Raw genomic sequence first — 25,051 nt, forward strand, 5'->3', positions numbered from 1 at the left:
TGATAAAAAAGTAATTTAGTTCTATGAAAATTTACACAAAAACAGGCGATAAAGGCCAGACCGCTTTATATGGCGGAACGAGAGTTTCTAAAGCAAGCGCCAGAGTCGACAGCTACGGAAATATCGATGAGCTGAATTCATTCATCGGAATTGCAAAAACCCATATTGAAGATGAAGAGGTTTTAAAACAACTCAAAAAAATACAGTTCGATTTATTTACCGTTGGTTCTGAAGCGGCAACTCCTGTTGATAAACTGATGCTCGCAAACGGAAAATCGCGTCTGCCATTGGTTATTTCGGATACTGAAATAGAAGAGCTGGAAAACTGGATGGATGCTTTTGATGAAAAACTGGACCCGCTGCAATATTTCATCCTTCCCGGAGGCGGAATAGCGGCCACTTTTTTACATGCGGCACGAACCATCTGCCGTCGCGCAGAACGTTCGCTGGTTTTTTTAAATGAATCTGAAGAAGTGCGCCCCGAATTAATAAAATATTTAAACCGCCTTTCAGATTACCTCTTTGTACTGGCGAGATATATTTCAAAAATCAATAACGAACCGGAAGAATACTGGAACCCGAATGAAAGATAAAGCATTACTTTTCATCAACGGTGATCCTCCGAAATCCTTTCCGGACATAGAGGGATATGGTCTGATTTCCTGTACGGACGGTGCTTTTCATTATTTAAGAAACCTGAATTTCCCTTTAGAAAAACTGGATTTTATTTCCGGTGATTTTGATTCGCATTCCGGGAAAGATGAAGATATTTATGATGAAAAATTCATTTACACTCCGGATCAGGACAAAACCGATTTTCAGAAAGCCTTGGAAATTATTCTTGAAAAAGGCATCCAAAGAGTAGATGTGCTCGGAGGAAGCGGCGGGGAACAGGATCATTTTCTGGGAAACCTCACCGTGGCTTTCGGATGTAAAGATCAGCTGGACATCAAATTTTATGATGAATTTTCTGAATATTATTTTGTTCCGAAAAGTTTTACATTACATAACGTTAAAGGTAAAATGATATCGCTGTATCCTTTCCCTTCAGTTGAAAATATAACGACAAAAGGCCTGAACTGGCCCTTGACTAATGGCTATTTAAATATCACTTCAAGAATCGGAACAAGAAATTTCGCCATTGAAGATGAAGTTTCCATCGAATATGAAAAAGGAGACCTGTTGGTTTTCATCGGTAAAAATTATTTGTAATTTAAATTCATATTATCCACGGACTGGAAAATCTGTGCAAATCCGTGAAATCTGTGGGGAAAATAAAAAATGAAAAGCCTAATTAAAATATCATTTCTGATCATTTCCATATTCTGTGTTTTCTCGTGTAAAACACAGCACTTTTCCAGTCCTGAGTACGGGAAAAATGTATTGGAAACGGATATTAACATTAAAAAAGTCCATAATTTCAGATCCGTCGGAAATATCAGGAATATCGACGGAAGAACGTTAAAAGAAGGAAAACTCTACAGAAGCGCGAATCTTTTTAAATTGAAAACCAAGTCCTTTAAAGAATTTGAAAACTTGGGAATAAAAGAAATTATCGATCTCAGGAATTCAAAAGAAATTGCTCAAAAACCGGATCATCTTCCAGATCAGATTACTTATAAAAATTATTCAGCTTTTGAAGATGAAGGTGACCAGCTGGATCAGGCCAGAAAATTGGTACTGAAAGGAAAAGTGAATGGTTCCGAGGCTAAAAAAAGGATGCTTGACTTTTATAAAGATTATGTAACTGAAAACCCCGAAATCATTAAGAAAATCATCACTGAAATCTTAGAATCCAACGAACCTGTTTTATACCACTGTACTGCAGGGAAAGACCGTACAGGAATTATTACCGCATTGATTTTAACGGTTTTAAAATTCGATAAAGAGACGATTTGCAACGATTATCTGTTATCCAATAACTACCGGGAAAAACTCATTAACAAACGTCTCAATCTTGCGAAAAACCTGCATTTCCTTTACCCGAAAATGGATATTAAAGTCTTGGAAAAATTAAGCTGGGTAGAAACTGCTTATCTTGACGCTTCCTTTAATCAAATCAATAAAGAATACGGATCAACGGAACGATATATTCAAGAGGTATTGGGAATTACTGAAGATAAACGAAAAGAATATATTCAAAAGTTTACGTATTGATAATTCCGAGGGATTTTCAGTGTACAAGCGATTAGAAATTTATAATAATTTTAACGTTAAAAAACCAAACTTTTTTAGCAATTTTGCATTTCTTAATTCACTTATTTAGAAATGAAAATAAAATACTCGGAACTAATTGATCAGACGCTGTATTTCCCTACTGAGGAATTCAATGTTTCTGAGAACAATTTGTTATTTCACGACATTCCTTTGATGGAAGTTGTTGAAAAGTTTGGCACTCCGCTAAAGATTAGCTACCTGCCGAGAATTTCTCAGAACATCCAGAAGGCCAAAAGCTGGTTTAGGGAAGCTTTTGAGAAAACCGAATATAAAAAGAATTACACCTATTGCTACTGTACAAAATCAAGTCATTTCAAATTTGTACTGGAAGAGGCTTTAAAAAATGATATTTCCATAGAAACTTCTTCTGCCTATGATATGGACATCGTAAAATCTCTTTACGATAACGGAAAAGTGGATAAAAACATTGAAGTAATCTGCAACGGCTTCAAAACGGATGATTATCTGGCGAAAATTTCAGACATGATTAACAGCGGTTTTGAAAACATTACGCCTATTCTCGATAACTACCGCGAATTGGATAAACTGACGGAAAGCATCGACACAACGTTTGACATCGGAATCAGAATTGCCTCTGAGGAAGAACCGAAATTCGAATTTTATACCTCAAGACTTGGAATCGGATATAAAGATATCATTCCTTATTACAGCCAGAAGATCGCAGAACACCCGAATGCAAGACTGAAAATGCTTCACTTTTTCATCAATACCGGGATCAAGGACACCGCTTATTACTGGAACGAATTATACAAATGTCTTCGTGTTTATGCACGTCTGAAAAAAATCGCTCCGGAAGTTGATTCGTTGAATATTGGTGGTGGTTTTCCTATCAAAACTTCTCTGAATTTTGATTACGATTATCAGTATATGGTGGAAGAAATCGTATCTCAGATTAAAAAATTCTGTGAGGAAGAAGGGGTTGAAGAACCTAATATTTACACGGAATTCGGAAGCTTCACTGTGGGAGAAAGCGGAGCCAATATTTATAAAATTATTTCTCAAAAGCGCCAGAATGACAGGGAAAAATGGAATATGATCGATTCTTCTTTCATGACCACACTTCCTGATACCTGGGCCATTTCAAGACACTTTATCATGCTTCCTTTGAACAGATGGGAAGATACGTACGAAAGGGTTTTCTTAGGCGGGCTGACTTGTGATTCAGATGATTATTATAATTCTGAACAGCATACTAATGCGATTTACCTGCCAGTTTTCAGTGATACAAAACCTTTATATATCGGGTTTTTCCATACAGGGGCTTATCAGGAAACAATCAGCGGATTTGGTGGAATTCATCACTGTCTGATGCCTCAGCCAAGACACATTCTGATTCAGAAAGATGAAAATGGTGAACTTCAATATGAAATTTTCCGTGAAAAACAGGAACCTGAAGATGTACTGAAAATTCTTGGGTATAAATAGCTTATCAATAGCAACGGGCTTTAGCCCGTTTAACAAAAATCATAATATCAAACTGGCTTTAGCCAAAACTTACAATAAAAGGCTCTCAAAAACTTGAGAGTCTTTTATTGTTTAAAAGTATTTTGAAATTTTATCCAATTCTAATTCTTCGTAATCAGAAACTACTGTATCGGCCAACGTATAATCCTGATTTTTAGAATTTGGGCTTCTGTAAGCGGCGCAGAAAATTTTTGCGCGATGTGCTGCTAAAATACCGTTGGTAGAATCTTCAATCACCATGCAGTTTTCAACAGATTCTTTTGCCATTTCTGCTGCCAGCAGAAAAACTTCAGGATGAGGTTTTGATTCTTTCAGATCTGCACCGCTGATTTTTCCGCCGAAATATTTTTCCAGTTCAAATTTTTCAAAAACCATGTTGATGGTCGTCATTGTTGCTGAAGATGCGAGGATTAATTTAATTCCGTTTTCATAATAATGTTCGATCAGTTCCTTTACCCCGGGGATTAAATCAAACTCTTCATCGTTATAAAAGTAATCTTTGAAATATTCTCTTTTGGTGTCGGCAATTTCTTCGTACGTCTGTTTTAAATTAAATTCGTTAATCAACGTTTCACAGACTCTTTTGGTAGAAGCTCCTGTAAAAGAAGCATATAAATCTTCGGAAACTTCAATTCCCAGTTCATTAAATGTTTTAAAATAGGCTTTTCTGTGCAATGGTTCTGTATCCACAATAACGCCATCCATATCGAACAGCACAGCTCTTAACGACATACAATTTAAATTTTAACAAAGGTAGTAATTTTGGCTGGAAGGGGGAAGTTGGAAGTAAATATCCTATTAGCTTCTTTTGTTTTTTATTTTTTGTTCATTAATTATATTATCTAGTTTTTCTGTCCAGTAAGTTCCTAAATGACTATTTAATAGCTTCATTAAATCAGATATATCAATTAGTTCAATACTTGGATTATTTTTTTCAAATTTTTTTGATTCAGACGAAAATTTAGATGTTGTAATTAATATTCCTTTTGTAGCTTTCTTGTCATGTATCACGCCCAAAAGATTCCTTATATCTCTAATACCAATAGTCTGTTTAGTATATCTTTTGCATTGAATTACAACCTTTTCTTTTCTGCCCAATTCGTTTTTATCGACATTTACATCAATTCCTTCATCATAACTAGATTTTGTCACAGAGACTTTGTAATCCATGCTTTCAAACAAAGCCGCAATTAAGTATTCAAAATCGACTGGATTTAAATTCCAAAATATTTCTTTTGGGTGCTGGTAGTTAATATATCTCGCTCTTATTATCGTAGTACTATCACTTAAAGCATTTAAGCAATTATCTGGAAGCATCGTACAATTAGCAAGAAAATATGCATCAATTGCTTTTATTGCCTCATTTGGAAAATGTGGCAATAAATCTAAAACCCAAGTAAGTCCTTCCCAAACTTCTCCAGTATTTGTAAGAAATTTTGTTATAACTCTTCTATTATATTCTGTTTTAACATTATTTAATACAAAATAAGTGGTATCCCCTTTTTTTGAAATTAAATTTTTTGCGTAAAATTCGTCAGAACCGTATGTGCTGTTATGAATAAGAAATCTTCTCAATATAGAACGAATTTCATTGTCCGTCCTTTGTTCTATTGTACTAAGATATTCATTCATCATTTCTTCAGTCGGGAAGTAATTATTCGGATACAGACGATTGTAATCCTTAGAAATCAATTTATCCAAGAAATCTGACAGCGTTAAGTCTTTTGCAAATATAATATTCTCAATGTTCATCATGTCGTCTTATAATTGCCGCTAGCTATGAGCTAACACAAATTGTAAATATTCAAATATAAAAAAAGTAACCATTTAATAATTAATGTTTTCCATAATTTGGAAATTATTATTTCACAAATAAATTGAAAATTACATTTTCCAGCTTCCATCTACTTCTCCCAACTTCTTTGTATCTTTGCCGAAATCATTTAATTTTAAAATAAAACATGAAAACATACGCAGGAATTCCTGAAGAAAATGCATCGCTGGAAAACTCGAAAGTAATGTTGGTAACTGTTCCTTACGACGGAACTTCAACCTGGGGAAAAGGTGCCGACAAAGGTCCGGAACTGTTTTTAGATGCTTCTGAAAACATGGAGCTTTATGACATCGAAACCCAAACAGAGCCTTATTTAGAGGGAGTTTTCCTAGCCGGAGAAATTTCTGAAAATTCTTCGCCTGAAGCTATGACAGAAGCTGTTTATCAAAAAACAAAAGAGCTTTTGAATCATGATGGTAAATTGTTTACGCTTTTCGGAGGAGAACACTCAGTTTCTATCGGTTCGATCCGTGCGGTGGGTGAGAAATTCGAGAATCTGACAGTTCTTCAGCTTGACGCGCACACAGATCTTCGTCCTGTGTTCCATGGTTCTACTTCTAATCACGCTTGTGCAGTGTTTGAAGCGAATCAAAAGCACAATCTTGTACAGGTGGGAATCCGCTCTATGGATATTGAAGAAGCTGAATATTTACCGGAAGGAAGAGTGTTTTTTGCTCATGAAATTGCCAACAACGAAAACTGGGTAAATGATGTATTGGAAAAAGTTTCAGGAAACGTCTATATTACCATCGACCTGGATGCCTTTGATCCTTCACTTTGCCCATCCACAGGAACTCCTGAGCCGGGTGGTTTACAATGGTATCCTACATTGGAACTGTTAAGAAGAGTATTTGAAAAATGCAACGTTGTAGCCTTTGATATTGTAGAATTAATGGATTCTCCGATGGCAAAACCAAGTGCATTCCTGGCGGCGAAGTTATATTATAAGATGCTTGCTTACTACCATATTTATAAAAACAATTAAAATTTCGCAAGAATCGGATTTTTTCAGTCGTGTATTCTTTGGAAATTTGTGAGGTAAAATAAATGCTATGTCCACACAAAATCATATAGATTACGAAAGAATTGCCAAAGCGATAGAATATATCCGGAGTAATTTTAAACTTCAGCCAAGTTTGGAGGAAGTGGCAGAAAAAATTCATTTGAGTCCGGCACATTTTCAGAAAATGTTTTCTGATTGGGCGGGAACAAGCCCAAAGAAATTTTTACAGTTCATCAGTCTTGAACATGCTAAAAATTTATTGAAGGAAGAAAAAGCAAGTTTATTTGAAACGGCTTATGAGACAGGGCTTTCGAGTACAAGCAGGCTTCATGATCTGTTTGTAAAAATCGAAGGAATGTCTCCGGCAGAATATAAAAACGGCGGAAAAAGCCTTACCATAAATTACAGTTTTTCCGAAAGTCCTTTTGGAAAAATAATTGCAGCTTCTACAGAAAAAGGAATCTGCTATATGGCTTTTGAAAACGACAAACACAAAGCATTGGGAGATCTACAGATTAAATTCCCCAATGCTTCTTTTTTTGAAAACCAGGACGAATTCCAGAAGAATGCGTTATCTATTTTTAGTAAAGACTGGAGAGAATTAAGTACTATCAAATTACATTTAAAAGGAACAGATTTTCAGTTGAAAGTATGGGAAAGCCTGCTCAGTATTCCGATGGGGAAATTGTCAACATACGGAAACTTAGCCGAAAAAATTGGTCACTCCAAAGCTTCGAGAGCTGTCGGGACGGCAATTGGAAGTAATCCTGTAGCATTTTTGATTCCTTGTCACCGTGTCATTCAGTCTTCCGGAAAAATTGGTGGTTATATGTGGGGAAGCGACAGAAAACAGCTGATTATCGGCTGGGAAAGTTCTAAAGTTTATTCTGATTTTTAAATTCAAAACCTTAAACTTTATGCTGAACTTATTCGAAGAAATATCAGATTTCCCATTAAATATACTTCCCAAAGACGGAATCGTTCACTACTACGGAGAAGTTTTTTCAAAAGAAGAATCAGATTTTTATTATGATTATTTATTTAATCAGATTCCATGGGAAAATGATGAAGCGATCATCTTTGGAAAATTGATTACAACAAAAAGAAAAGTAGCCTGGTTCGGTGAAAAGCCATTTGAATATACTTATTCCAAACGAACAAAATATGCAAAACCATGGACACCGGAATTATTGGAATTAAAGCAGAAATGTGAAGAAATTACAGGAGAAACCTATAATTCCTGCCTTTTGAATTTATATCACGACGGAAACGAAGGCATGGCTTATCACAGTGATGCTGAGAAAGATCTCAAAAAACACGGAGCCATTGCTTCATTAAGCTTTGGAGCTGAGCGGAAGTTTTTATTTAAACATAAAACCACCAAAGAAAAAGTGGAATTATTGCTGAAAAACGGAAGCTTACTCGTGATGAAAGAAACAACGCAGGACCACTGGCTACACAGACTGCCAACAACGACAAAAATAAAAACGCCAAGAGTGAATCTGACTTTCAGAACGATTACAGGATAGCTGCTTTATAAAAAAATGACCGGTCCGAAAGACCGATCACTCTCAAATTATCTATCTACTAACATTGCTTATGTCTGTATCATTAACGCAAAAATCATCTGAATTATTTTAAAAACAAAAAAATATTTTTATTTCAAAAATCCTACTGACAAACTGTTGTCATCAATGCGTTTTACCTTTGTATCAACAATAACAAACAACATTAAAAATTATGACAACTACAGAAACTACCACAAAAAAATTCATGAGTTCTGAACAATTACTGGAACACTGGCAAGGACACAGAAACCTGACAAGAAGAGTAATTGAAGCTTTCCCGGAAAAAGAATTATTTGAATTTTCTATCGGCGGGATGAGACCTTTTGCAAAATTGGCATGCGAATTAATCGCAATCGGAGGTCCGGGTCTTAAAGGAATTGTCGGCAAAAACATGGAAGCCTACAACGAAGAAGGCTTCAGCCCTAAAACGAAACAAGATCTGCTGAAAAAATGGGATGAAGAAACGGAAGTGATTAATCATTATTTTGCGCAGATTTCGGAGGAACGCTTTCAGGAAACTTTCAATTTGTTTGGACAATACGAATTCCCGGTGTATCAGAATATTTTGTATTTCGTTGATAATGAAATTCATCACCGTGGACAGGGATACGTTTACCTGAGAGCTTTGGGAATTGAACCGCCTTTTTTTTGGGAGAGATTTTCAGTTCTTTAATGCCACTGTGGAGACTGAAATCTTTAATAAAACATAACTCAGATACTTAAACGCCTACACCTCAGCATAATTTTCTGCTGAGGTTTTTATGGGTGTCTATCGGAAATATCTTTTAATAAATCTTTCAGTCTTTCTTTAAGGCTTTCCGGTTCCAGAATGGTGGCATAATCTGCAAAAGTAATCAGCCAACGCGGAAAACCATCCTTAAGCCATTCCGTTTCAAAGGTGAGCTCTACTCCATTTTCTGTTTCTATTTCTTCAATTAAGCCATAATAAATTTTTGAATTCACAAGATGCCCCATTATTTTTTTATCCACCAGGAGCTTTACGGTGACTTTATTTCCGTTGCCATTTTTCCGGTAATCATTGATTTGTCCATATTCCTGAAGATACGGATTCTGAGTTTTGGAAATCTTCAAAATCCTGTCTACACGAAACTGCCTGAAATCATTTCTCAATGTGCAGAAAGCCATAATGTACCAAAAATTAAATTCAAAGAAAACGCCGACTGCCTCAATGGTTCTTGTGGAAATTTTATCGTCAACGGTTCTGTATTCTATGCTCAGCTGATATTTTTCGGCAATGCTTTCCAGAATGGTTGGGATAACATCTTTTAAGGTATCTTCAGTTTTGACCTGATGCTGAAAAATATCAATCTGCGTTTCGATGTTCTGAATTAAATTTCTGTCGGAATATTTCAACACCGAACGTAATTTTTCCATCGCTGTCTGATAGTGGTTTCCCAGACTTTGATGGGAGAACTTCTGCATTAGTTTTTCGGCGGTAATAAAACTTAACACTTCTTCCTTTGTAAACATCACGGGAGGAAGTTTATAACCATCCATCAGGGAATATCCGCTTCCGGCTTCCCCTATGATAGGAATCCCGGCGTTTTCCAATGTTTTTATATCCCTGTAAATTGTCCGTACACTTACGTCAAATTTCTGTGCAAGATCCTGTGCCCTTACAATTGATTTTGACTGTAATTGAGTAAGAATAGCGGTTACCCTGTCGAGTTTTTTGAGGTAGTGATCGTTCATTTTATGGTTGATGAATGATAATTGTGTATTATTAAATTGCTATAATATTACATTATTTTTTAAAACTATTCATCAATTTATCCAGATTTAAACTTCTTGCCGAAGCATCAAAAATTTCTCTGTATGTTCCGTTGATCTGAACCAGCTCATCGTGAGTTCCGCTTTCCACTACCCTTCCTTTTTTCATGACATATATTTTATCGGAATCCAGAATCTGTGAAAGAGAGTGCGATATAATAATCACTGTTCGCCCTTCTTTTATGGCATCCAGGGAATTCTTAATCTGCTCTGTAGCAATTGCATCGAGACTTGCGGTGGGTTCGTCAAGAAAAATAATCGGTGGGTTTTTCAAAAACAACCTTGCGATGGCAATTCTTTGCTGCTGTCCCCCGGAAAGTTGTGTAGCATCATGACTGTAAGCATCCGGTAAATCCAGAATCTGCTCGTGAAGATAGGCTTTTTTTGCAGCTTCCTGGATTTCCTCGAAAGAGGCATTCATATTTCCGTAGCGAATATTGTCTTCGATACTTCCCTGGAAAATATGATTTTTCTGAAGCACCAGACCAAGGTCATTGCGAAGAAAAGTATTGTCATAATCATTCAAATTAAAGTCATCCAATAAAATTTCTCCTGAATCCGGAAGATAAAACTTGCATAAAAGATTGATGATCGTAGATTTACCCGCACCGCTCAAACCTACTAAGGCCGTCGTTTTCCCGTTTTCAATCTTCATGGAAACATTGTATAAAGCCTGTGTCCCATTGGGATATGTAAAATTAATATTTTTTAATTCAAAGTTTCCTTTGATTTTCTTTTCTACGAAATTTCCGTTCGGCTCTTTCTCTTCATCTGCATTTAAAATATCGAAATATCCTTCTGCATAAATCATCGCATCGTTCATATCGTCATAGATTCTGTGTAATTGCCGTATCGGAGCCGAAACATTGTTAAAAAGCATGATATGAAGCATGATTGCACCTATAGTCATCTGCTGATCCAGTACGAGATAAACCGTCAGAAGAATGATTAAAACTACCCCAAACTGCTCGATAAATGTTTTTAAACCGTCATAAATAAAATTTGTTCTCCGGGTAAACATCTGGCTTTCCATAAGCTGCATCTGGAGATCATATTGTTTTTTGCCTTCAAATTTTTCACGGACAAAACTTTTGATCACCATGATGGAATTAATCAGATTTAATAATCCCGAAGTCTTTTGCTCACGCTGATTTCTTAATGTTCTTCTCACTCCGCCGAGCTTTTTTGCCTGCAAAGAGCTTACATAAAAATAAATCGGGACAATGATCGTAGAGACAATTCCGACGTAAACGTTTTGCAGATACATGATGAATAAAGCAATCACAGCGTTGGAAAACAGTGGCAGCATATCTATAAAAAAGTTCTGTACAAGCCTTGTTAAGCTTTCAATACCTCTGTCGATCCTGATCTGTAATTTTCCTGATTCATGGTTTTCATCATTAAAATAAGCGACACGATACATCAGAATTTTGTCGATCGCAGATTGTGCCAGGACTGAGCTTACATTGATCCTGATTTTTTCACCATAAAATTTTTGCCCGAAATTGATAAAGATATTCAGCAATTCTTTCCCAAGTAATATAACCGATATTACCACCAGCACATGAATTCCCTGCGACATCGGATGCGGAAGATGAGTCAATTTTGTAACCTCATCCACAGTATATTTCAGCACCAGCGGATTCACCTGTGCGGCAAGAGCTCCTAAAAATGTAAGAAACAATGTTCCATAGATCATCAGCCTGTAGGGTCTGATAAAAGGAACGAGCTGTTTGTAAATTCCGAATAAAGTGACGGTTCTGTTGAAAGGTTTTGCCATAGAAATGATTTAACTAAAAAACGTACCGTTTTACAGAGAAAAGGTACGTTTTTATTCTATTTTTCAGCAAAAAGATTTGCTTTAATTTACAAATTATCCTTCAAAAACATAAGTCGTAAGATAATGGAGTTCCGGCTTTCCTGCTGCTTTAGATTCTGCTTCAGCCTGCTCCAGAGAATAATTGGAATTAATTTCTTTTTTTTGAAAGACAAAAGCATTGTTGGCATTTTTGTCTACTACATCATTGAATATGTGCTGAATTTCCGAATTTCCCAATGAAGCGAAACTGATATCTTCAAAACCGTACATCAACCTCAGATCATCGTATTGAGCAAAATTTTCATTCACAAAATTCTGCAGCTGCGATTTAGAATCAAAATTTCCTGCCCAGATATTGTACGCGTAGCTTTTCTTTGTAGGTTTATCAAAAATACTTTGATAGACAAAGTTTTCACCGAGATAAGCTTCCCTTACCTGCGGATCATTTGCCAGTTCCTCGGGAAGTCCTTCTTTCAGGATTCTTCCTTCAAACATAATATACGTTTTGTTGGTAATGGCCAAAGTCTGCTGAACGTTATGGTCAGTGATCAGAATTCCGATATTTTTGTCCGTGAGACTTCTTACAATTTTCTGAATATCTTCCACGGCAATCGGGTCTACTCCGGCAAAAGGTTCATCCAGAAGAATAAAATTAGGATCTGTCGCCAGACATCTTGCAATTTCTGTTCTACGTCTTTCCCCTCCGGACAAAAGATCACCACGGTTTTTACGAACGTGCTGTAGTGAGAATTCCTCAATCAGCTCATCACATTTAATTTGCTGCTCACGTTTAGAAAGTTTTGTAAGTTGTAAAACACCCATAATGTTTTCCTCAACCGAAAGTTTCCTGAAAACGGATGCTTCCTGCGCAAGATAACCGATTCCTTTTTGTGCCCTGCGGTACATCGCATCAGTAGTGATTTCCTGTTTATCAAGAAAAATTTTCCCGGAAGTGGGCTTAACCAATCCAACAATCATATAAAACGAAGTGGTTTTCCCGGCTCCGTTCGGACCAAGCAATCCGACAATTTCTCCCTGCTGAACCTGTACAGAAACGCCTTTTACAACTTTCTTGGGACCGTATTCTTTGATTAAGTTTTCTCCTCGTAAAATCATGAAGCAAATATATAAAATGTAAACGTTTTACTTTACACAAACACAAAAATTTAAAACGCTCAATAAGGTGCTTTTCTATTGCTGATCAATTACCTGTTGAGAATCATCGCGGCTTCTTTTGAAAAATAGGTAAAGATCATGTCTGCCCCAGCCCTTTTAATACATGTTAAGCTTTCGATAATCGTTTTATCATTATCCAGCCAGCCGTTTTGTGCAGCCGCTTTTACCATTGCATATTCTCCGCTCACATTGTACACGGCAATCGGAAGATCGATAGCATCACGAACTTTTGAAACAACATCCAGATACGGAAGTCCCGGCTTAATCATGATAATATCTGCTCCTTCGTCAATATCTTTAAATACTTCATTTAATGCTTCACGGGAATTATGAAAATCCATCTGATATGTTTTTTTATCTTTAGGAATTTCCATATTATCTTTTGGTGCGCTATCTAAAGCACTTCTGAAAGGTCCGTAAAAAGAGCTTGCATACTTTGCAGCATAGCTTAAGATCCCAACATCCGTAAATCCACTATCTTCCAAAGCTTCGCGGATTGTTTGTACTCTTCCGTCCATCATGTCGCTTGGTGCCACAATATCGGCTCCGGCCTCAGCATGTGATACAGACATTCTTGCCAAAGCATCGTTAGTAGCATCATTGACGATTTTACCATTTTCAATAATTCCATCGTGACCGTAGATTGAATAAGGATCCAATGCCACGTCAGGCATCACAACCATTTCAGGAACTGCATCTTTGATGGCTCTTATCGTGTTCTGCATCAATCCGTTTTTGTTCCACGCCTCTTTTCCGGTATTGTCTTTCAGATCGTCTGAAACTTTCATATACAGATTGACAGCCTTTACACCCAAAGAAAATAATTCCTTACATTCTTTCACTGTCAGATCGATGCTTCTCCTGAATATTCCCGGCATTGAAGCGATGGGTTCTTCTTTATTTTCGCCCTCCATAACGAAGATTGGCATTACAAAATCGTTGGTGGTAAGGGTGCATTCTCTTACCAGACTTCTGACAGATTCGTTTACTCTCAGCCTTCTATTTCTTGAATGTATCATTTTGGAATACTTTTTGAATAAAATTTAATACAAATTTACTACAACTTAAACAAAAAAGTGTTGCAGGAAATTGTAGAATTGTTTACTTTTGTTTTAATATATTTAAAGAAATTATAATTTGATGAAAAAACTTTTACTTTTATTTATCTTTTTAGGCGCTTTTATTGGATTTTCCAATAATATTAAAGCTCAGATAAAGGAGCCTTCAGGTTTTTCACAAAAGTCTGATGATGGTGTTCTTGTTGCCTATCCGAATCCTGCAAAGGATTTTCTGATTGTAAAGGCTAAAGACTCTAATCTTAAAATTAAAAGTGTGATCTTCTACTCTATTTTGGGAACTCAGGTTGCTACTTATTCAGTAAATATGAATTCGGGGGAAATTAATATCGAAAAATTGAAGCCTGGAAAATATCTGATCCGCTATATACTAAGCGACAACACCATGAAGGTTACGCAAATCGTAAAACAATAATAATTCAATCCTGATCATCATCAGGATTTTTTCTTTTAGATTAAATTCTGTTTCAATAATTCCGTAACTTTCGGAACTTTTTCATATTAATAAGTAAAAACAATTTAATGCTAAAAGCTGAACATATCAGAAAGACCTATAATGCCGGCAAAAAAGTGGCTTTGGATGATTTCAGCATCCACGTTCCGAAAGGAAGCGTATATGGTCTTTTAGGTCCGAACGGGGCCGGTAAAACTTCATTTATACGTATCATCAATCAAATTACACAGGCTGATTCGGGAGATATTTCCATTAACGGACAAAAACTGAATCCGGATCATATCAAAGATATCGGCTACATGCCCGAAGAAAGAGGCCTTTATAAAAATATGACGGTCGGTGACCAGCTTCTTTATTTTGGTGAACTTAAAGGAATGAGCAAAAACGATGCTTTGAGTGAAGCCAAGAAATGGTTTGACAAATTGCATATTGACCAGTGGTGGAAAAAGAAGCTTTCTGAACTTTCGAAAGGAATGGCACAAAAAATCCAGTTTGTTGTAACGGTTCTTCACAGACCCAACCTACTTATCCTCGATGAGCCGTTTTCAGGATTTGACCCTGTAAATGCCAATCTGATTAAAGATCAGATTATTGATCTTAAAAACAACGGAACAACGATTATTCTTTCTACCCACAGAATGGAAAGTGTGGAAGAAATGTGTGATTATGTTGCTTTGATTAATAATTCAAAAAAAATTATCGACGGAAGAGTTTTTGATGTACGGGAAAAATTCAAGAAAAATATTTTCGGGATTACCCTTTCCGAAACCAATGATTCTCAGCTTGAAAACTTCAGAAATAAATACGATATCTCTAATATTTCAAACGAAAACAATCTTATATCATTTGATTTAAAGAATGAATCTAATCAAAACGATATTCTTCTGGATCTTGTCAATGTAGGAAAAGTAAGATCATTTGAGGAAAAAATTCCAAGTATGAATGAAGTTTTTATTAATGCAGTAAGCAGCAATTCTTAATTATGAACAATATTTTTTTAATTACAAAAAGGGAATTTCTGACACAGGTTAAGAAAAAATCCTTCATTATACTTACTTTACTGGCTCCGGTTCTGCTGGTTGCTTTCGGTTCGGTAATCGGTCTTATGTTTAAAGCCAACGAATCCCATAGTGTGATTGAAGTGGTGGATAAAAGCGGCCTATTTACCAATCAGCTGAAATCCAGTGATCAGCTGAAATACATCTATGTTGCTGCGGCTGATGAAAAGTCTAAGATTAATAATCTTAAGGGCAATGAATCATTGGATGGTATTTTAATTTTACCGGCACTGAAAAATCAAGATTTTGATGATCTTCAGAAAAATACAAGACTTGTCATTAATAGCAAAATAGGATTTGATACGAAGCAGAAAATCGTTTCTGATATTACGGATGTTATTAAGAAAGAAAAGATCAAGCAATTAGGTATTGCAGAAGCGCAGCTGGATAATCTTGATAAAAGTTTTACCTTAAAAACCATTAATGTTTCCGAGAACAATAAGGAGGATTCCGATCTTGGCTTTGGGGTAAAAAGTGGACTGAGTATTCTCCTGATGTATGTTACTTTTATGTTCATCATCATCTATGGCGTAAGGGTAATGAGAAGCGTGCTGGAAGAAAAAAATAATCGTGTTGTGGAAATTATTATTTCTTCTGTGAAACCTTTCGAACTGATGATGGGCAAAATTCTGGGAGTTACTTTAGTAGCTTTAACGCAGTTTTTAGTCTGGATTACAATGTCTGTGATCGGAGCGTTGGTTTTAAATACAGGTTTTACCTCCATTCAGAAAAATATTCCGGGCGGAAATAATGAACTGGCAAGTAAACTGGATGTTGCACAGATTGCCACTCAGATTTCTCACAGTTTGCTGGAATTGAATTTTCCATTAATCATCTTTGTATTTATTGTATTTTTCCTTTTAGGATATATCTTTTACAGCTCTATATATGCTGCTATCGGCTCCGCAGTAGACAATGAGACAGAGACACAACAATTCACCTTATTTGCAATCCTTCCGCTGATGCTGGGAATGTACGGCAGCTTTTCTTTAATGAATAACCCTGACGGACCACTTGGATTTTGGCTGTCGATTATTCCTTTTACTTCACCGGTAGCGATGATTGCCAGAATACCTTTCGGTGTTCCGGCCTGGCAGATCGCATTATCAATTGCTCTGCTTTTGGGAACTACTATTTTTATGATTTTCGTAGCAGGAAAGATCTACAGAGTGGGTATTTTGATGTATGGAAATAAAGCTACTCTCAAAGAGATCTGGAAATGGATTAAAGGATAAAAAATTAAATCAGATTTATCATAAAAAAGTCCCGAGACAATGTGTTTCGGGACTTTTTATTAGGGTTAAAATTTTCTCAGTTGAAAATATAGTTTACACTTAAACTAAGAACCTGCTCGGATTTATTTTTAGTACTTCCTTGCGGTTCATAATCAAGACCGGGATAGGTATTGGAAAGACCGAAATCATATCTTGCGGTTAATTCCAACTGCCTTTTGTAGCTGTATCCTAGCCCAAAACCTAGTCCAAAGTTAAAGCCATTGGCTTTACCATTAAGTTTTGAGTTTCCGGAAACTTCATAATCCGGGTCATAATATGGTCTTGACACAGGTGCGTTTTTCACTCTCTGACTTAATAAAAAATTAAATCTCGGTCCTATCAATCCGAAGAATTCTGATTCTGCTTCGGAAAAATAAGCTTTAAAACTGATTGGTACACTCAGATAATCATTTGCATATACCGCATCATATCCGTCTGTACCTTTAGCACCTTTGTCTTTACCTGTTTCTCCTGCTCCAAAATACTGTATTTCGGGTTGAAGAAAAAACTGATTTTCACTTCCGATAGGGATTAAAGCCAAAGCTCCGCCCTGTATCGTAAACCTTTTTCCTGAGGGATTGTGGGCATTTTTTACTCCTGAGAAGTTACCTCCTGCAGAGATCCCAAACCTTGTACTGCTGAAGTCTATTTGTGCGAAAGACAACGCAGAAAACATTAGGCCAGAGGCCAATAAAAATTTTTTCATGTCATTATGTTTAAAAAAATTATGCTAACACCTTAGCCACGGTAACACCAATATCAGCAGGGGAATCTACTACATTGATACCGTTTTCTCTCATGATCTCCATTTTTGCCTGAGCAGTATCTTCAGCACCACCAACGATAGCACCTGCGTGGCCCATTGTTCTTCCTTTAGGAGCAGTTTGTCCGGCGATAAAGCCTACAACAGGTTTTGTAGAACCGCTGGCCTTATACCATCTTGCTGCTTCAGCCTCAAGACCACCACCGATTTCTCCGATCATAACTACCGCTTCTGTTTCAGGATCATTAATGAATAATTCCAAAGCTTCTCTTGTCGTTGTTCCGATGATAGGGTCACCACCGATACCGATTGCTGTAGAAATTCCGAAACCGGCTCTTACCACCTGATCTGCAGCTTCATAAGTAAGTGTACCTGATTTAGAAACGATACCTACTTTACCTTTTTTGAAAACGAAACCTGGCATAATACCAATTTTAGCTTCTTCAGAAGTAATGATTCCGGGGCAGTTAGGACCTATTAATCTACATTCTCTGTCGGCAATGTAAGATTTTACTTTTACCATATCTGCTACAGGAATACCTTCAGTAATACAAACAATTACTTTGATTCCCGCTTCAGCTGCTTCCATAATTGCATCAGCTGCAAATGCAGGTGGTACGAAAATGATACTCACGTTTGCTCCGGCTTTTGCCACAGCATCAGCTACAGTATTGAATACAGGCTTTCCAAGGTGCTCGCTTCCCCCTTTTCCGGGAGTAACTCCACCTACTACGTTGGTTCCGTATTCAATCATCTGGCTTGCATGGAAAGTACCTTCATTCCCCGTAAATCCTTGTACAATTACTTTAGAATCTTTGTTTACTAAAATTGACATTTTATTATTTATTTAATTTATTTATTGATTTTTAAATGCACACAAATTTAATTAAATTTCTTTGATTAAAGATAAATCTAAACAATTTGTTTATTTGAGATTTCTCAGTTTAACTTCTTTCTTCAGGTAGGTTTTAAAATCTTCTGCAAACATGCCGATATAGGTTCCTTTTTCAAGATCTCTGTTGACTCCTGTTTTGCCTAAAATTACAGATCCGCTCTCTATTTTATTTCCGGAAGCGATACCGACTTGTCCCCACAAGGTAACCTCATCACCGATTACACAACATCCTGCAATTCCCACTTGCGAAGCAATAAGACATTTTTTACCAATCACCGTATCGTGTCCTATCTGGATCTGATTATCAAGAACAGAGCCTTCGCCAATCACTGTAGAATCTGTTACCCCCCTGTCTATCGTACAGCCGTTTCCGATCTCAACATTTTTTTCAATAACAACATTTCCCACGGAGATCAGACGATCAAAATTTCCATTTAATTTTCTGTAATAAAATGCATCACCTCCCAACACGGTATTTGACTGGATCACAACATTATCACCAATAACGGTTCTGTCGCCAATCACCACATTGGGGAAGATAAGCGTATTTTTGCCGATCTTTACATTATTTCCGATTACTGCGGAATGATGAATATGCGTTCCCTCACCAATTTCAACGTCATGAAGTTCTTCCGTAAAATTATATATTCTCGTGAAATGCGTATTGATTTTGTTAAAATCCCTGAAGGGATCATCAGAAACCAAAAGGGCTTTACCTTCCGGACAGTCTACTTCTTTGTCAATCAGGATAATGGTAGCAGCAGAATTTAATGCTTTATCATAATATTTAGGATGGTTAACAAAAACGATATCTCCTGGCTTCACCATGTGAATTTCATTGGTACCCAATACTTCGAAGTCTTTTGGACCTACAAATTTAGCCCCAATAATATTGGCAATATTTTCAAGTTGTTGTGGCTGATGAAACGTCATATTTTTAAATGATGTTTAGGTTTGTAAAACATATAAAAGTTACCGGACTGCATCCGATTCTGCTATAAATCGTCCCTTCGGACTTCTCACTTTTATAAAGCAAAAATTCGGAATGCAAGGGCAAACCGAATTTCTGTAGATTGTATTAAAAATTATTCTTTAACTCTTTCTAAGTATGAACCATCTTCGGTGCTTACTTTAATCTTGTCTCCCGGCTCAATGAACAATGGAACCATTACTCTTGCTCCTGTTTCAACGATAGCATTTTTCAGCGCATTGGTAGCGGTATTTCCTTTTACTCCAGGATCTGCTTCCACTATTTCCAGATAAACAGATTGTGGTAATTCTGCAGAAAGAGGTGTTTCGTCAGCTTCTTTCAAAATAATTGTCACTTCCTCTCCTGCTTTCATAAGATTAGAATTTTCAATCATTTCTTTGTTAAGGTAAAGCTGAGAAAAATCATCATTGTTCATGAAGTGGAAACCATTCTCATCATCATAAAGATACTGATATTTTCTGGTGATTACTTTTACTTCATCAATTTTATGACCTGCAGAAAAAGTATTGTCAATTACCTTTCCGTTTGTTACAGATTTTAGTTTCGTTCTTACGAAAGCCGGCCCTTTACCCGGTTTTACGTGAAGAAACTCAATTACTTTATAAATATCATTGCTATACTCAATGCACAGACCTTTTCTGATATCGTTACTTGTTGCCATTAATTTTGTATATAATTATTTTCTTTTATTAAACTGTATTCCCTGTCCCTGAGGCAGCATCCTGTTGAATGTGTTATTATTAAATGTATTTACATTGTTCTGTAGCCTGTTGACATTCATCTGAACTTCAGAATTGTATTGATTCGCTGTGCCAAAAATAGAGTTTGAATTATCCTTTTGCTTCAGAATAGAGTTAAAATTACTTTTAGCAAGGCTGTCTGTAGACTTTTCAGGAATCTTTCTTTCCAGAATAGAGGTCCTTGTTGTTTTCTGAGTTTTTAATCCTTCCGTTTGCTGTCCAAACAAAGAAGTCGTTGAAAGCATCATGAATAAGATTAAAATTTTCATATCTGATTTTTTTACAATTAATTACTTTCTTTTCCGGTTCCGTATCCTTTTACAATACCTCTCGGAGAGTTTTGGATAAACTGAAGAATCTCGTCTCTTTCTGCAGTAGGAAGCATTTCTTTTTCAATATGCGAAATAGCCTGAGAAACATTCATCTTCATCTGAAAAATTGCTCTGTATATCTTCTGGATTTCAAATATTTTTTCATTGGTAAATCCTCTTCTTCTCAATCCAACAGAATTAATTCCGGCATAAGACATCGGCTCTCTTGCCACTTTTACATAAGGCGGAATATCTTTTCTTACGAGCGTTCCTCCGGAAATCATGACATGTTTTCCGATCTTACCAAACTGGTGTACCGCAGACAAGCCTCCCATTACCGTATAATCACCGATTTCTACGTGTCCTGCAATACCACAACCGTTCACGATGATCACGTGATCCCCGATAACGCAGTCATGCGCAATATGTGTAGTTGCCATAATCAGGCAGTTTTTACCGATTTTAGTAAATCCTAAAGCTTTTGTACCTCTGTTTACCGTCACGCATTCTCTGATCGTGGTTTCGTCACCAATAATCACCTGTGTATCTTCGCCATCAAATTTTAAATCCTGAGGAATAGCAGAAATTACCGTTCCCGGAAAAATCCTGCAGTTTTTACCAATTCTTGCTCCATCCATGATGGTAACATTGGGACCGATCCATGTTCCTTCTCCGATTTCCACATCCCCTGCAATGGTAGTAAAAGGTTCTACGATTACATTTTTGCTGATTTTCGCACGCTTATCTACGGCTGCTAATTGATGAATCATTTAATCAACTTTATTTTTTGCAACTTGGGCCATTAATTCTGCTTCTACCGCAACAGTATCTCCTACATAGCCGTAGCCCTGCATATGGACGATTCCTCTTCTGATAGGTTCGATCAATTCAATCTTGAAAATAATAGTATCTCCCGGCACTACTTTTCTTTTGAATTTTACTTTATCAATTTTAATAAAATAGGTTGAGTAATTTTCAGGATCAGGAACGCTTGCCAAAACAAGGATTCCTCCTGTCTGTGCTAAAGCTTCCACCTGCAAAACCCCCGGCATTACGGGCTCTTTCGGAAAATGTCCTACGAAGAAAGGTTCATTCATCGTTACATTTTTCAAACCTACCACATGAGAGTCGGAAAGTTCAAGAATTTTATCGATCAATAAAAACGGTGGTCTGTGAGGCATGAGCTTCATAATTCCGTTGATATCAAAAACGGGTTCTTTAGTCAGATCAAAATCAGGAACATTTTTCTTTTTCTGCAGCTTCCACTGACGGTTCAGCTTTTTGGCAAACTGCGTGTTTACAAAATGTCCAGGTTTATTGGCAATAACTTTGCCTTTTATTTTTACCCCCGCCAAAGCCAGATCACCAATCACATCCAGTAATTTGTGTCTTGCTGCTTCATTAGGATAATTTAAATTAAGATTATCAAGGATTCCGTTGGGTCTTATGGATACGTTGTCTTTTCCAAAAGCTTTTTTCAGTTTTTCTGTAGTCTCCAGGGTGAGATCTTTATCTACGTACACGATAGCATTTGAAATATCTCCCCCTTTGATAAGGCCATGATCCAGAAGCATTTCAAGCTCATGCAGAAAACTGAATGTTCTTGCAGAGGAAATTTCATCTTTAAACTCAGAAATATTTTTAAGTGTTGCATTTTGAGTTCCTAAAACTTTAGTCCCAAAATCAACCATTGTTGTTACTTCGTATGTATCGGAAGGAATAATTGTAATTTCTGATCCTGTAGCCGGATCGCTGTAAGTAAGAACTTCTTTTACTACCAGGTATTCTCTCGGAATATTTTGTTCCACAACACCAACGCTTTCGATAGCTTCCACAAAATACTTTGAAGATCCGTCAAGGATTGGAGGTTCTGAAGCATCCATTTCAAGAATGGCATTGTCGATGTCACAACCAACGAGTGCTGCGAGAAGATGTTCGCAAGTCGTAATTTTTACGCCTAATTTTTCTAATGTCGTTCCTCTTTCTGTAGCAACTACATAGTTTACATCTGCTTCCACCTGAGGATGTCCTTCCAGATCTGTTCTTACAAAGATAAAACCTGTATTTTCCTTTGCAGGTTTTATGGTAAGTTTTACTTCTTTACCTGTATGAAGTCCGATTCCGGAGAGAGTTACTTCTTGCTGAAGCGTTTTTTGCATATCACTCATTAGTTTTATCTTTTGAGTTATTCTCAAGATTTTTTATTCTGTTAACGATTTCAGTAAAGTTTCTGAAATGGATATAATTTCTCAGGTAGTCATTATAACTGATGGCTGGTGAACCGTACAGTGTCTCTCTGTCATTCACACTTGAATTCACTCCGCTCTGCGCCTGAATTTTCACCTGATTTCCTATTTTTATATGTCCTACGATGCCGACCTGACCGCCGATTTGGTTCCAGTCGCCGATGGTCGTAGATCCCGCGATTCCGGCCTGTGCCGCAATCACATTGTTTTTACCTATTTTCACATTATGCGCAATCTGGATCAGATTATCGATCTTTGTGCCTTTTCCGATGGTAGTAGAGCCTATAGTTGCACGGTCAATACTACAATTTGAGCCGATTTCCACATCATCTTCAATAATAACATTACCAAGCTGAGGAATTTTTTTGAACCCGTCCGGTGTTGGCTGAAAACCAAATCCGTCACCTCCGATTACGGTATTGGAATGGATCACACAGTTGTCGCCTATAATGCAGTAATCATAAATTCTTGCACCACTGTCTATTTTACAGTTTTTACCGATTTTCACGCCTTTTCCGATGTAAACCTGCGGATAGATCTGAGATCCTTCCCCGATTTTTGCTTTTTCGGAAACATATGTGAAAGCTCCGATATAAACGTTATCACCAATCACGGCAGTATCGTGTATTGAAGAGCCATTTTCGATCCCTTCTTTTCTTCCCTGCATTTCCTGATAAAGGTTCATTAATATCTGAAACGAAAGATAAGCATCCTTCACCGATATGATCGTGGTATTGTAAGAATCTTTCGTCAAAAGATTTTCTGAGACGATGATAACAGAGCATTTAGAGGCATCCAAATAATGCGTAAATCTATCTTGTGCTATAAAAGAAAGATGTCCAGTTTCCCCGCTTTCAATAGGTGAAACTCCAGTAATAAGTGCATGCTCGTCACCTATTATTTTTCCGTCAATAAAACTTGCAATTTGCGAAGCTGTGAATTCCATATTCTGCAAAGATAAGAAATTCTGTAATTCGCAAACATTTTTTAGTTTTATGATCGTAAAATTTTAATATTATTTAAGAATTTAACTCTGAAATATCCCGTGGAAAAGTAAGGATATATCGCTTTGTTTTATTAACCATAAGCCCTGACAAAAGCTGATCTTCCGACTCTTCCAGCCTGATTTTTCTCCCATTTTTCTGCAGCAGATAGATGGGTTGTTTTTCGGTATCGTAAGGAAGAAGTTTTCTTTTGATTTCGTGTACCAGTTCTTCCCCATTATTGATCCTGAAAAAATCGTTCGTATTTTTAATTTTTTCTTTAATAAATTCTTTATCAAAAGGATGCGAAGAAATAATCGTTTTGGGGAGATTTCTTTGTATGACGCAACTGCACCAGTACGACAATATTTTATCTTCTGCATTTTGCCATGATTTCATTGCCTGTATGACATCATTATCGTCCAGCTGAGTAAATCTTCTTACGTCTTCATCCGTAGCCGCACTTTTTTCTCTGTACAAGAAATATTTCAGATTATCTCCGGCCGGCAAATCTACTCCCCGGGAAACAAGATATTTGGCACGCTCCAGAATTTTTACCAGAATAAATTCTGCCAATGCAGATGTTTTATGATAATAAACCTGCCAGTACATAAACATTCTGGCGGTAAGAAAATTTTCTATGGAATAAACTCCTTTAGCATCAATAACTAATTCTCCCTCTTCGCAAACATTCATCATTGAAATAATACGCTGTGTATTGATGCTTCCTTCAGAAACTCCTGTAAAAAAGCTGTCTCGTTTCAGATAATCGAGCCTGTCGACATCAAGTTGGGAAGAAATTAGCTGATTGAAGAACTTACGATGATATTTCCCCTGAAACATCTCAATAGCACATGAAAGTTCTCCGTTGAATTCTTCATTCAGCCTGTTCATTAATAATAATGAAAGTGTCTCATGATGCCAGTCGTCCATGAGCATGCTTTCCAATGCGTGGGAAAATGGGCCGTGACCGATGTCATGCATTAAAATAGCCAGCATCGCACCTTTTTCTTCTTCTTCGGAAATCTTCACTCCTTTCTGCTTCAATGTTTCAAGCGCGGTAAACATCAGATGCATAGCTCCCAAAGCATGATGAAATCTCGTATGCGTAGCGCCCGGGAAAATAAGGTTCAGAAGCCCCGTCTGCCCGATTCTTCTTAATCTCTGAAAATAAGGATGCTCAATAATATCAAATAAAATTTCGTGTGGAATTCTGATAAAACCGTGAACAGGATCGTTGATGATTTTGAGTTTATTCTGCATTGAAACGTCTGAATTAATAAACAAATTTAGGGATTTTAAAATTGAGCTTTCATTAAATCATCATTAAAAAATTTTATCAGACATGATAATAATAATTGTGAGGA

Annotated in this window: 25 protein-coding genes and 1 pseudogene; 11 read left to right on the plus strand and 15 right to left on the minus strand. The window is 36.7% G+C overall.

Features of this window, described 5'->3' with window-relative positions; translation table 11 throughout:
• Nucleotides 1–23 precede the first annotated feature (23 nt).
• The 4 genes from ACWNCI_RS10580 (at nt 24) to ACWNCI_RS10595 (ending at nt 3,663) form a co-directional block, all read left to right on the plus strand.
• Nucleotides 24–593, plus strand: a complete 570-nt coding sequence (locus ACWNCI_RS10580) for a cob(I)yrinic acid a,c-diamide adenosyltransferase (protein ID WP_449388280.1) — start codon at nt 24–26, stop codon at nt 591–593.
• Nucleotides 583–1,212, plus strand: a complete 630-nt coding sequence (locus ACWNCI_RS10585; protein ID WP_449388281.1) for a thiamine diphosphokinase — start codon at nt 583–585, stop codon at nt 1,210–1,212. The genes ACWNCI_RS10580 and ACWNCI_RS10585 overlap by 11 nt, the downstream gene beginning before the upstream one ends.
• A gap of 69 nt (nt 1,213–1,281) precedes the next feature.
• Nucleotides 1,282–2,157: a tyrosine-protein phosphatase gene (locus ACWNCI_RS10590; RefSeq protein ID WP_346984346.1), complete on the plus strand. Its 876-nt coding sequence runs from the start codon at nt 1,282–1,284 to the stop codon at nt 2,155–2,157.
• A gap of 111 nt (nt 2,158–2,268) precedes the next feature.
• The gene (locus tag ACWNCI_RS10595; protein WP_449388282.1) at nt 2,269–3,663 is read left to right on the plus strand and encodes an arginine decarboxylase; all 1,395 of its coding nucleotides are present in this window, start codon (nt 2,269–2,271) and stop codon (nt 3,661–3,663) included.
• Between the two features lie 111 nt (nt 3,664–3,774).
• Here ACWNCI_RS10595 and ACWNCI_RS10600 read toward each other — a convergent pair whose 3' ends face one another.
• Together ACWNCI_RS10600 and ACWNCI_RS10605 are read right to left on the minus strand one after the other, a co-directional pair.
• Nucleotides 3,775–4,434, minus strand: coding sequence for an HAD family hydrolase (locus ACWNCI_RS10600; protein ID WP_449388283.1), 660 nt, complete (start codon nt 4,432–4,434; stop codon nt 3,775–3,777).
• Nucleotides 4,435–4,500: 66 nt separating this feature from the next.
• A complete protein-coding gene (locus tag ACWNCI_RS10605) occupies nt 4,501–5,457 on the minus strand; it encodes a restriction endonuclease (protein WP_449388284.1) in 957 nt (318 codons plus the stop codon).
• A 206-nt stretch (nt 5,458–5,663) separates the two neighbouring features.
• Between ACWNCI_RS10605 and speB the strand changes: the two genes are divergently transcribed.
• From speB to ACWNCI_RS10625, 4 genes are all read left to right on the plus strand, one after another.
• Nucleotides 5,664–6,521 (plus strand): agmatinase, encoded by an 858-nt coding sequence (gene speB / locus ACWNCI_RS10610; protein WP_449388285.1) that lies wholly within the window; start codon nt 5,664–5,666, stop codon nt 6,519–6,521.
• A 67-nt stretch (nt 6,522–6,588) separates the two neighbouring features.
• A complete protein-coding gene (locus ACWNCI_RS10615; protein ID WP_449388286.1) occupies nt 6,589–7,437 on the plus strand; it encodes a bifunctional helix-turn-helix domain-containing protein/methylated-DNA--[protein]-cysteine S-methyltransferase in 849 nt (282 codons plus the stop codon).
• Between the two features lie 19 nt (nt 7,438–7,456).
• The gene (locus ACWNCI_RS10620; RefSeq protein WP_449388287.1) at nt 7,457–8,068 is read left to right on the plus strand and encodes an alpha-ketoglutarate-dependent dioxygenase AlkB family protein; all 612 of its coding nucleotides are present in this window, start codon (nt 7,457–7,459) and stop codon (nt 8,066–8,068) included.
• A gap of 211 nt (nt 8,069–8,279) precedes the next feature.
• A complete protein-coding gene (locus tag ACWNCI_RS10625; RefSeq protein WP_449388288.1) occupies nt 8,280–8,780 on the plus strand; it encodes a DinB family protein in 501 nt (166 codons plus the stop codon).
• A gap of 86 nt (nt 8,781–8,866) precedes the next feature.
• Here the strand turns inward: ACWNCI_RS10625 and ACWNCI_RS10630 are convergent, their stop codons facing one another.
• The 4 genes and pseudogenes from ACWNCI_RS10630 to hemB all read right to left on the minus strand — a co-directional run bounded on the left by ACWNCI_RS10630 (nt 8,867) and on the right by hemB (nt 13,912).
• Nucleotides 8,867–9,820 carry a helix-turn-helix transcriptional regulator gene (locus tag ACWNCI_RS10630; protein WP_449388289.1) on the minus strand — a complete coding sequence of 318 codons (954 nt, stop codon included), beginning with the start codon at nt 9,818–9,820 and terminating at the stop codon, nt 8,867–8,869.
• A 52-nt stretch (nt 9,821–9,872) separates the two neighbouring features.
• Entirely contained in the window at nt 9,873–11,597 is a 1,725-nt protein-coding gene (locus ACWNCI_RS10635) for an ABC transporter ATP-binding protein (RefSeq protein ID WP_449389492.1), read from the minus strand.
• A 510-nt stretch (nt 11,598–12,107) separates the two neighbouring features.
• A pseudogene (lptB, locus tag ACWNCI_RS10640) lies at nt 12,108–12,833 on the minus strand (LPS export ABC transporter ATP-binding protein); the annotation flags it as partial.
• An 89-nt stretch (nt 12,834–12,922) separates the two neighbouring features.
• The gene (hemB, locus tag ACWNCI_RS10645) at nt 12,923–13,912 is read right to left on the minus strand and encodes a porphobilinogen synthase (RefSeq protein WP_449388290.1); all 990 of its coding nucleotides are present in this window, start codon (nt 13,910–13,912) and stop codon (nt 12,923–12,925) included.
• Nucleotides 13,913–14,033: 121 nt separating this feature from the next.
• On the opposite strand from hemB, the gene ACWNCI_RS10650 reads away from it, so the two are divergent.
• From ACWNCI_RS10650 to ACWNCI_RS10660, 3 genes are all read left to right on the plus strand, one after another.
• Nucleotides 14,034–14,384 (plus strand): T9SS type A sorting domain-containing protein, encoded by a 351-nt coding sequence (locus ACWNCI_RS10650; RefSeq protein ID WP_042720032.1) that lies wholly within the window; start codon nt 14,034–14,036, stop codon nt 14,382–14,384.
• Between the two features lie 107 nt (nt 14,385–14,491).
• Nucleotides 14,492–15,403 carry an ABC transporter ATP-binding protein gene (locus tag ACWNCI_RS10655; protein ID WP_449388291.1) on the plus strand — a complete coding sequence of 304 codons (912 nt, stop codon included), beginning with the start codon at nt 14,492–14,494 and terminating at the stop codon, nt 15,401–15,403.
• 2 nt (nt 15,404–15,405) lie between these two features.
• Nucleotides 15,406–16,716, plus strand: coding sequence for an ABC transporter permease (locus ACWNCI_RS10660; protein ID WP_449388292.1), 1,311 nt, complete (start codon nt 15,406–15,408; stop codon nt 16,714–16,716).
• A 76-nt stretch (nt 16,717–16,792) separates the two neighbouring features.
• Here the strand turns inward: ACWNCI_RS10660 and ACWNCI_RS10665 are convergent, their stop codons facing one another.
• The 9 genes from ACWNCI_RS10665 to ACWNCI_RS10705 form a co-directional block, all read right to left on the minus strand.
• On the minus strand, nt 16,793–17,461 hold the full coding sequence (locus tag ACWNCI_RS10665; protein ID WP_346984335.1) for a porin family protein: 669 nt from the start codon (nt 17,459–17,461) through the stop codon (nt 16,793–16,795).
• A gap of 19 nt (nt 17,462–17,480) precedes the next feature.
• Complete coding sequence (sucD, locus tag ACWNCI_RS10670; protein ID WP_346984334.1) at nt 17,481–18,353, minus strand: succinate--CoA ligase subunit alpha; 873 nt, start codon at nt 18,351–18,353, stop codon at nt 17,481–17,483.
• Between the two features lie 90 nt (nt 18,354–18,443).
• On the minus strand, nt 18,444–19,346 hold the full coding sequence (locus ACWNCI_RS10675) for a UDP-3-O-(3-hydroxymyristoyl)glucosamine N-acyltransferase (protein ID WP_449388293.1): 903 nt from the start codon (nt 19,344–19,346) through the stop codon (nt 18,444–18,446).
• A gap of 152 nt (nt 19,347–19,498) precedes the next feature.
• The gene (efp, locus tag ACWNCI_RS10680; protein ID WP_283423798.1) at nt 19,499–20,065 is read right to left on the minus strand and encodes an elongation factor P; all 567 of its coding nucleotides are present in this window, start codon (nt 20,063–20,065) and stop codon (nt 19,499–19,501) included.
• Between the two features lie 15 nt (nt 20,066–20,080).
• Nucleotides 20,081–20,413 (minus strand): hypothetical protein, encoded by a 333-nt coding sequence (locus ACWNCI_RS10685; protein WP_346984332.1) that lies wholly within the window; start codon nt 20,411–20,413, stop codon nt 20,081–20,083.
• A gap of 17 nt (nt 20,414–20,430) precedes the next feature.
• On the minus strand, nt 20,431–21,225 hold the full coding sequence (gene lpxA, locus ACWNCI_RS10690; protein WP_042721065.1) for an acyl-ACP--UDP-N-acetylglucosamine O-acyltransferase: 795 nt from the start codon (nt 21,223–21,225) through the stop codon (nt 20,431–20,433).
• The gene (locus ACWNCI_RS10695) at nt 21,226–22,623 is read right to left on the minus strand and encodes a bifunctional UDP-3-O-[3-hydroxymyristoyl] N-acetylglucosamine deacetylase/3-hydroxyacyl-ACP dehydratase (RefSeq protein ID WP_449388294.1); all 1,398 of its coding nucleotides are present in this window, start codon (nt 22,621–22,623) and stop codon (nt 21,226–21,228) included. It lies immediately after the preceding gene.
• Nucleotides 22,616–23,647 carry a UDP-3-O-(3-hydroxymyristoyl)glucosamine N-acyltransferase gene (lpxD, locus tag ACWNCI_RS10700; protein WP_346984331.1) on the minus strand — a complete coding sequence of 344 codons (1,032 nt, stop codon included), beginning with the start codon at nt 23,645–23,647 and terminating at the stop codon, nt 22,616–22,618. The genes ACWNCI_RS10695 and lpxD overlap by 8 nt, the downstream gene beginning before the upstream one ends.
• A 73-nt stretch (nt 23,648–23,720) precedes the next feature.
• Nucleotides 23,721–24,947 carry an HD domain-containing protein gene (locus tag ACWNCI_RS10705; RefSeq protein WP_449388295.1) on the minus strand — a complete coding sequence of 409 codons (1,227 nt, stop codon included), beginning with the start codon at nt 24,945–24,947 and terminating at the stop codon, nt 23,721–23,723.
• Between the last annotated feature and the right edge of the window lie 104 nt (nt 24,948–25,051).

Source organism: Chryseobacterium lineare, assembly GCF_977014045.1.

Excerpts from the sequence above, each read along its gene's own strand:
- ACWNCI_RS10580 (WP_449388280.1), top strand. The coding sequence starts at position 24 with ATGAAAATTTACACAAAAACAGGCGATAAAGGCCAGACCGCTTTATAT.
- ACWNCI_RS10585 (WP_449388281.1), top strand. The coding sequence starts at position 583 with ATGAAAGATAAAGCATTACTTTTCATCAACGGTGATCCTCCGAAATCC.
- ACWNCI_RS10590 (WP_346984346.1), top strand. The coding sequence starts at position 1,282 with ATGAAAAGCCTAATTAAAATATCATTTCTGATCATTTCCATATTCTGT.
- ACWNCI_RS10595 (WP_449388282.1), top strand. The coding sequence starts at position 2,269 with ATGAAAATAAAATACTCGGAACTAATTGATCAGACGCTGTATTTCCCT.
- ACWNCI_RS10600 (WP_449388283.1), bottom strand. The coding sequence starts at position 4,434 with ATGTCGTTAAGAGCTGTGCTGTTCGATATGGATGGCGTTATTGTGGAT.
- ACWNCI_RS10605 (WP_449388284.1), bottom strand. The coding sequence starts at position 5,457 with ATGATGAACATTGAGAATATTATATTTGCAAAAGACTTAACGCTGTCA.
- speB (WP_449388285.1), top strand. The coding sequence starts at position 5,664 with ATGAAAACATACGCAGGAATTCCTGAAGAAAATGCATCGCTGGAAAAC.
- ACWNCI_RS10615 (WP_449388286.1), top strand. The coding sequence starts at position 6,589 with ATGTCCACACAAAATCATATAGATTACGAAAGAATTGCCAAAGCGATA.
- ACWNCI_RS10620 (WP_449388287.1), top strand. The coding sequence starts at position 7,457 with ATGCTGAACTTATTCGAAGAAATATCAGATTTCCCATTAAATATACTT.
- ACWNCI_RS10625 (WP_449388288.1), top strand. The coding sequence starts at position 8,280 with ATGACAACTACAGAAACTACCACAAAAAAATTCATGAGTTCTGAACAA.
- ACWNCI_RS10630 (WP_449388289.1), bottom strand. The coding sequence starts at position 9,820 with ATGAACGATCACTACCTCAAAAAACTCGACAGGGTAACCGCTATTCTT.
- ACWNCI_RS10635 (WP_449389492.1), bottom strand. The coding sequence starts at position 11,597 with ATGATCTATGGAACATTGTTTCTTACATTTTTAGGAGCTCTTGCCGCA.
- hemB (WP_449388290.1), bottom strand. The coding sequence starts at position 13,912 with ATGATACATTCAAGAAATAGAAGGCTGAGAGTAAACGAATCTGTCAGA.
- ACWNCI_RS10650 (WP_042720032.1), top strand. The coding sequence starts at position 14,034 with ATGAAAAAACTTTTACTTTTATTTATCTTTTTAGGCGCTTTTATTGGA.
- ACWNCI_RS10655 (WP_449388291.1), top strand. The coding sequence starts at position 14,492 with ATGCTAAAAGCTGAACATATCAGAAAGACCTATAATGCCGGCAAAAAA.
- ACWNCI_RS10660 (WP_449388292.1), top strand. The coding sequence starts at position 15,406 with ATGAACAATATTTTTTTAATTACAAAAAGGGAATTTCTGACACAGGTT.
- ACWNCI_RS10665 (WP_346984335.1), bottom strand. The coding sequence starts at position 17,461 with ATGAAAAAATTTTTATTGGCCTCTGGCCTAATGTTTTCTGCGTTGTCT.
- sucD (WP_346984334.1), bottom strand. The coding sequence starts at position 18,353 with ATGTCAATTTTAGTAAACAAAGATTCTAAAGTAATTGTACAAGGATTT.
- ACWNCI_RS10675 (WP_449388293.1), bottom strand. The coding sequence starts at position 19,346 with ATGACGTTTCATCAGCCACAACAACTTGAAAATATTGCCAATATTATT.
- efp (WP_283423798.1), bottom strand. The coding sequence starts at position 20,065 with ATGGCAACAAGTAACGATATCAGAAAAGGTCTGTGCATTGAGTATAGC.
- ACWNCI_RS10685 (WP_346984332.1), bottom strand. The coding sequence starts at position 20,413 with ATGAAAATTTTAATCTTATTCATGATGCTTTCAACGACTTCTTTGTTT.
- lpxA (WP_042721065.1), bottom strand. The coding sequence starts at position 21,225 with ATGATTCATCAATTAGCAGCCGTAGATAAGCGTGCGAAAATCAGCAAA.
- ACWNCI_RS10695 (WP_449388294.1), bottom strand. The coding sequence starts at position 22,623 with ATGAGTGATATGCAAAAAACGCTTCAGCAAGAAGTAACTCTCTCCGGA.
- lpxD (WP_346984331.1), bottom strand. The coding sequence starts at position 23,647 with ATGGAATTCACAGCTTCGCAAATTGCAAGTTTTATTGACGGAAAAATA.
- ACWNCI_RS10705 (WP_449388295.1), bottom strand. The coding sequence starts at position 24,947 with ATGCAGAATAAACTCAAAATCATCAACGATCCTGTTCACGGTTTTATC.